This is a genomic window from Actinoplanes sp. NPDC024001, from assembly GCF_040638955.1.
Lineage (GTDB): Bacteria > Actinomycetota > Actinomycetes > Mycobacteriales > Micromonosporaceae > Actinoplanes.
On sequence record NZ_JBEZZB010000303.1, the window covers coordinates 1 to 5,944 of the forward strand.

At 73.3% G+C, this 5,944-nt stretch carries 6 protein-coding genes; 5 read left to right on the forward strand and 1 reads right to left on the reverse strand.

What is annotated here, in order from left to right; genetic code table 11:
* Positions 1 to 594 (reverse strand): penicillin acylase family protein (locus AB0F81_RS50070; RefSeq protein WP_360211337.1); only part of this gene is annotated, 594 nt, incomplete at its 3' end.
* A gap of 99 nt (positions 595 to 693) precedes the next feature.
* Here AB0F81_RS50070 and AB0F81_RS50075 point away from each other — a divergent pair.
* The 5 genes from AB0F81_RS50075 to AB0F81_RS50095 all read left to right on the forward strand — a co-directional run.
* Positions 694 to 1,059, forward strand: coding sequence for a hypothetical protein (locus tag AB0F81_RS50075; protein WP_360211339.1), 366 nt, complete (start codon positions 694 to 696; stop codon positions 1,057 to 1,059).
* 79 nt (positions 1,060 to 1,138) lie between these two features.
* Positions 1,139 to 3,424 (forward strand): protein translocase subunit SecD, encoded by a 2,286-nt coding sequence (gene secD / locus AB0F81_RS50080; protein ID WP_360211341.1) that lies wholly within the window; start codon positions 1,139 to 1,141, stop codon positions 3,422 to 3,424.
* Between the two features lie 176 nt (positions 3,425 to 3,600).
* Complete coding sequence (locus AB0F81_RS50085; protein WP_360211343.1) at positions 3,601 to 4,554, forward strand: ATP-binding cassette domain-containing protein; 954 nt, start codon at positions 3,601 to 3,603, stop codon at positions 4,552 to 4,554.
* 24 nt (positions 4,555 to 4,578) lie between these two features.
* Positions 4,579 to 5,340: an ABC transporter permease gene (locus AB0F81_RS50090; protein ID WP_360211345.1), complete on the forward strand. Its 762-nt coding sequence runs from the start codon at positions 4,579 to 4,581 to the stop codon at positions 5,338 to 5,340.
* Positions 5,330 to 5,944 (forward strand): AAA family ATPase (locus tag AB0F81_RS50095; RefSeq protein ID WP_360211347.1); only part of this gene is annotated, 615 nt, incomplete at its 3' end. The genes AB0F81_RS50090 and AB0F81_RS50095, both read left to right, overlap by 11 nt.

The window sequence follows — 5,944 nt, forward strand, 5'->3', positions numbered from 1 at the left end:
GGCCGCGGCCGGCGGCGCCGCGGCGATGATCCCGTCGAGCAGCGCGCGCGAGCCGGCCCGCACCATGCTGGCCCACGAGGCACGCCAGACGTCCATCTCCGTGAGCGGGCGCACCCAGGGCTTGCCGCGGCATGCCGGGTCGCTCAGGTTCGGCACGCCGGTGCGGCGCAGATGATGGTTGTACCCGGCGACGAAGCCGCGGATCTGCTCACGGACGTCGTCGGAGGGCGCGTGCACGCCGTCGCGGCGGCCGTCGAGCAGCCGCTCGGCGACGCGGTCGTCGATCGCCTTCCGGTAGAACAGATCACTGCGTACGTTGGCGTCGCCCGCCCCGGCCCCGAACCACCGGGACCGTTCGGCGCTGACCGTGACGACCTTCTCGGCGATCACGCAGAGGTTGTCCTCGGCCTGCACGTGCCCGACGCCGAAGCCGAGGCTGCCGAAATCGCGGGCGGTGATGTGCGGAACGCCGTAGGAGGCGCGGCGGATCAGGGCCGAGTAGCCGTGATCGCTTTCGGCCCCGGAGGCGGGGCCGACTCCCAGCCCCGCGACAACCAGCGCGACGGTCCCGAGGCACACGGAGAAGGCTCTCATGTGGACATCCTGCTGCGGTTGGTGCTTTCGCGCATCCCCTGATCCGGCGGGCCGGGTGAAACAGCGAGGTAGGCTCGGCCCGTCGGAGGGGGACCGAGCGTGGGGGCCGAGCGGCGCGTACGGCAGGCATGGCATGCCGCCGTGCTGGCGCTCGTGCTCTGCACCGCCTGGATCTCGCTGTCGGGCGCCGGCCGTGCTGATTCCCCCGCGCCCGGGGAGCTGCCCCGCCCGGCGGTGACGGCCGCGCTGCCGCACTCGGCGATTCCGGTGGTGCCGGAAGCCCGGCTGATCGCCAAGCCCTCGCCCGGGCCGCTGTTCCTGTTCGCCGCCGCGATCGTCGCCTTCCTGTTCGGCATCCGGCGACGCCCGGTGTGGCCTGCTGCTGGGTGGGCGACCTCGGCGGCGACGCCTTCGATGCTCCTGCACGCGATGAGAGGACGGGCACCGCCACGCCGGCCGGCGTAGCAGTGTCCCTTTCCTTTCACCCGTGACGGCGCCTTACCGGCGGCCGCGCGGGGCCTTCCTGCGTTGAGGAGTAATCGAAATGTCGCGCGCCATTGTCGTGCGCGCTGTTCTGGCCCTGGTCGTGCTGGCGGTGTCGGGGTGGCTCCTGGCCACCCGCCCGCCCCGGCTCGGGTTGGACCTGCGCGGCGGAACCCAGATAGTTCTCGAAACCCGCGACGGCGAGTTCGCCGACGCGAATCCGGCCACCACCGACGAGGCACTCGAAGTGCTGCGGCGCCGGGTCGACGAGCTCGGCGTGGCCGAGCCGACCCTGGCCCGCTCCGGTGAGCGGCGCATCATCGTCGAACTGCCGGGCGTGACCGAACCGGCCGAGGCGGTAGAGGTCATCGGCCGGACCGCCCAGCTCACCTTCCGGCCGGTGCTCGCTGTCGCGCCCGGGCCGTCCGGCAAGGATGTCCTCCCGTCGGAGGACGGCGAGCGGCTGCGGCTCGGCCCGGCGGCGCTCTCCGGGCAGCAGGTCAGCGGCGCCACCGCGGCCATCAGCCGGTCAGGCGCGTGGGAGGTCAACCTCGACTTCCGCGGCGGCGGCGGCGAGGCATGGCGCAAGCTGACCGGTACGGCCGCCTGCGCGCCGCCCGGTGACCCGGCCCGGCGGGTGGCGATCGTGCTGGACCAGGAGGTGATCTCGTCTCCGCAGGTGAACGAGGACGTCGCCTGCGATGTCGGCATCAGCGGCGGCCGCACCCAGATCACCGGGTCGTTCACCGAGGAGGAGGCCAAGAATCTGGCCCTGCTCGTGCGCGCCGGTGGCCTCCCGGTGCCGGTCGAGATCGTCGAGCAGCGGACGGTCGGCCCGAGCCTGGGCAAGGCCGCCATCGAGGCCTCCGCGCTGGCCGCCGTGCTCGGGACGATCGCCACGATCCTGTTCATCGTCGGCGTCTACCGGCTGATCGGCGGGGTCGCCGCCGTCACGCTGGTCTGCTACGGCCTGATCTCCTACGCGGCGCTGCTCGCCATCGGCGCCACCCTGACCCTGCCGGGCCTGGCCGGGTTCGTGCTGGCGATCGGCATGGCGCTCGACGCCAACGTGCTGATCTTCGAACGGGCCCGGGAGGAGTACGCCGCGGGCGGGCCACGGCGCAGCCTGCGTACCGCGCTGCGGTCGGGATTCACCAACGCCTGGTCGGCCATCGCCGACTCCAACATCACCACCCTGCTCGCGGCCGGACTGTTGTTCTTCCTGGCCTCCGGTCCGGTACGCGGGTTCGGCATCACGCTGTCCATCGGTGTCCTGGCGTCGATGTTCACCGCGCTGGTGCTGACCCGGGTGCTGGCGTCACCGCTGGTCAACGCCCGCTGGCTGGCCCGCCGGCCGGGGTGGAGCGGCCTGGCCGGCGTCGGCTGGGTGCGGCGGAAGCTGGAGGCCTGGAACCCCGACATCATGGGGCGCCGGCGGCGGTGGCTGGCCGTCTCGGCGGTGGCCGCGGTCCTGGCGCTGGCCGGCATCGGTGTGCGCGGACTGGACCTGGGCGTGGAGTTCACCGGGGGCCGGCTGGTCGAGTACGCCGCGACCACCCCCGTGACGGCCGACGAGGCCAGGACCGCGGTGACCTCCGCCGGACTGGACCGGGCGGTGGTCACCACCTCCGGCGACGGCAACATCAGCGTCCGTTCCGCCGGTTTCGACGAGGCCACCGAAGCCGAGGTGCGGTCCGCGCTGGCCTCGGCCGGCGGCGGTGAGATCCAGCGGCTGCGGGACGAGAAGATCGGCCCGACCCTCGGCGCCGAGCTGCGCCGCAACGCGCTGGTCGCGCTCGCGGTGGCCCTCGTCGCTCAGCTGGCGTATCTGGCGGTGCGGTTCCGCTGGCGGTGGGGCGCGGCGGCGGTGCTGGCCATGTTCCACGACGTGCTGATCCTGATCGGCGTGTTCGCCTGGCTGGGCCGGCCGATCGACGGCGTCTTCCTGGCGGCGCTGCTCACCGTGATCGGATATTCCGTCAACGACTCGGTCGTCACCTTCGACCGCGTGCGGGAGCTGGTCCGGGCGAAAGACAACCGGCGGGTGCCCTTCGCCCGGCTGGCCAACACCGGCTCGCTGCAGACCGTGCCGCGCACGGTCAACACCGGCCTGGGCGCAATCTTCATCCTGGCCGCGCTCGCGGTTCTCGGCGGGGACTCGCTGGTGGACTTCGCCCTCGCCCTGCTGATCGGCATCATCGTCGGCACGTACTCGTCGCTGTTCCTGGCCACACCGCTGGCCGTCACCTTCGAATCACGCCGCGGCGGCCGCGCGTCCCCGCGAGCCGAACCGAAGCCGTCCGGGACTCCCCGGCCGGTCCCGAGGGGTGCCGTGCTCAAACCCTGACGGCACGACCGCGCTCGCCGCCGCCGCGCCGAAAAGGAGGCGGCGGCGAGCCGGGCCGGACACGCGTCCCGGCATTGGCATGTCCTTCTCCCATCCGGCGCGCCACACGGCGCGAATGCACCGTGACGCCATCCGGACTTCCACCGGGGCGGAAACCGGAATCCTTCGGAGGAGCCATGCCCCGAGACCCGGCGGTCGACGCCCGCGGCCTGCGCAAGACCTATCGCTCCGGCAAGACGGCCCGCACCGCGGTGGACGGGATCGACCTGCTGATCGGAACCGGTGAGATCGTCGGGTTCCTCGGACCCAACGGCGCCGGCAAGACCACCACCCTGCGCATGCTGGCCACGCTGCTGCGCCCGGACGCCGGGACCGCCCGGATCGCCGGGATCGACCTGGGCGCCGATCCGGCCGGTGTCCGCCGCCGGATCGGGTATGTCGCGCAGGGCGGCAGCACCTGGTACGAGGCGACCGGCCGGGAGGAGCTGATCCTGCAGGCCCGGCTCTACGGGTACCCGCGGGCGGAGGCAGCGGCGCGGGCGGCCGCGGCGGTCGAGGCGTTCGCGCTCGCCGACTGCGCGGATCGCCGGTGCAAGACCTACTCGGGTGGGCAGCGCCGCCGGGTGGATGTCGCTCTGGGGGTCATCCACCGGCCGCGCCTGCTCTTCCTCGACGAGCCCACCACCGGCTTGGACCCGCAGAGCCGGGCCCGGATGTGGGACGAGGTGCGCCGGCTACGGGCCGAGGGCGTGACGGTGCTGCTCACCACCCACTACCTGGAGGAGGCCGACGCCCTCTGCGACCGGGTGGCGATCATCGATCACGGCCGGATCGTGGCCGACGGCAGCCCCGCGGAGCTCAAACGGGCGATCTCCGGCGACGTCGTCAGCGTCGGCCTCAACGGCGCCGCGCAGGCGGCCGCGGGGCTGCTCGACGGCCAGCCCTACGTGCGGCGCCTGGAGACCGGTGGCGACCGGCTGCGGCTCTACGTGGACGCGGCCGCCGGTGCGGTGCCGCTCATCCTGCGCACCCTGGACCATGCCGGTCTCGAGCCGGCCTCCGTCGAGTTGCACCGGCCCAGCCTGGACGACGTCTTCCTGGCCCGGACCGGCCGCTCACTGCGCGACTGACCGTACGAATTCGGGAGTTCCGACGTGAAACTGATCCGTGACACCTGGCTGATCCTGCAGCGGCAGATGACCCTGCTGCTGCGTGGCCCCGCCTGGCTGATCACCGGAGTCCTGCAGCCGGTGTTGTACCTGGTCCTGTTCGGCCCCTTGCTGAAGGCGGCGCTGGACGCGCCGTCCACCGCGGAGGCGTACCGCACGTTCGTCCCCGGCCTGCTGGTGATGCTGGTCGTGTTCGGGTCGCTGTTCGCCGGGTTCGCGCTGATCGGCGAGGACCGGGCCGGCGTCCTGGAACGGTGCCGGGTCACCCCGGTGAGCCGGCAGGCGCTGCTGCTGGGCCGCTGCCTGCGGGAGGTGATCTCGCTGCTGTTCCAGGCGACCGTCATCGTGCTGCTCGCGCTGCCGTTCGGCCTGTCCGTGGGGATCGGCGAGCTGCTGCTGGTCTACCTGGTGCTGGCCCTGGTCGCGCTGGCGATGTCGGCGCTGTCGTACGCGGCGGCGTTGCGCCTGCGCAGCGAGGACGCGCTCGGCCCGGTGCTGAACACCGTCACCCAGCCGGTGCTGCTGCTCTCCGGCATCCTGTTGCCGATCACCGCGGCCACCGCACCGGTATGGCTGCTGATGCTGTCCCGGGCCAACCCGGCCTCCTGGACGGTCGACGCCGTGCGCTCGCTCTTCGCCGGCGAGTACGCCGACCCGCGGGTCTGGTGGACGCTCGCCTCGCTGGCCGTGCTGGCCGTGGCCGCGCTGACCTGGACCGGCCGGATGTTCGCCCGCGATGTCCACTGACCCGGGAGCCGGCGAGCAGGACGAACCGCTGGAACGCTCGGCGGCGCTCGGCGCGATGGACCGGGCCCTGCGCCGCAGCACCGCCGCCGGCCAGATCGTGCTGATCACCGGCGAGACCGGGATCGGCCGCTCGGCGCTGGTCCGGCACTTCGCGCGGCGCCACCCGGCGGTTCTCGGGCTGTGCGACCCGCTGGCTCGCACGCGAGCCCTCGGACCGCTCTACGACATGGCCGGCGAGCTGGGCGGGCGGTTCACCGAGGCGCTGGCCGCCCGCGGTCACCACTCGGACGTGTTCGCCGCGTTCCTCGGCGAGCTGCGCCGGCGCGGGCACACCGTGGTCGTCTTCGAGGACGTGCACTGGGCCGATCCGGCCACCCTCGATCTGCTCGCCTTCCTGGGGCGCCGGCTGGACCGGGTGCCGGTGCTGGTGGTGCTCACCTACCGGGACGACCAGCTCGGCGCCGGGCACGCCCTGCACACGGTGCTGGCCGGCCTGCACCCGGGGGTGGTGCACCGGGTGCCGTTGCCGCCGCTCTCGGCGGCTGCGGTCGCCCTGCCCCGACCCCGAGCTGCGGGTGACCGCGGCGCCCGAGATCGAGCCACT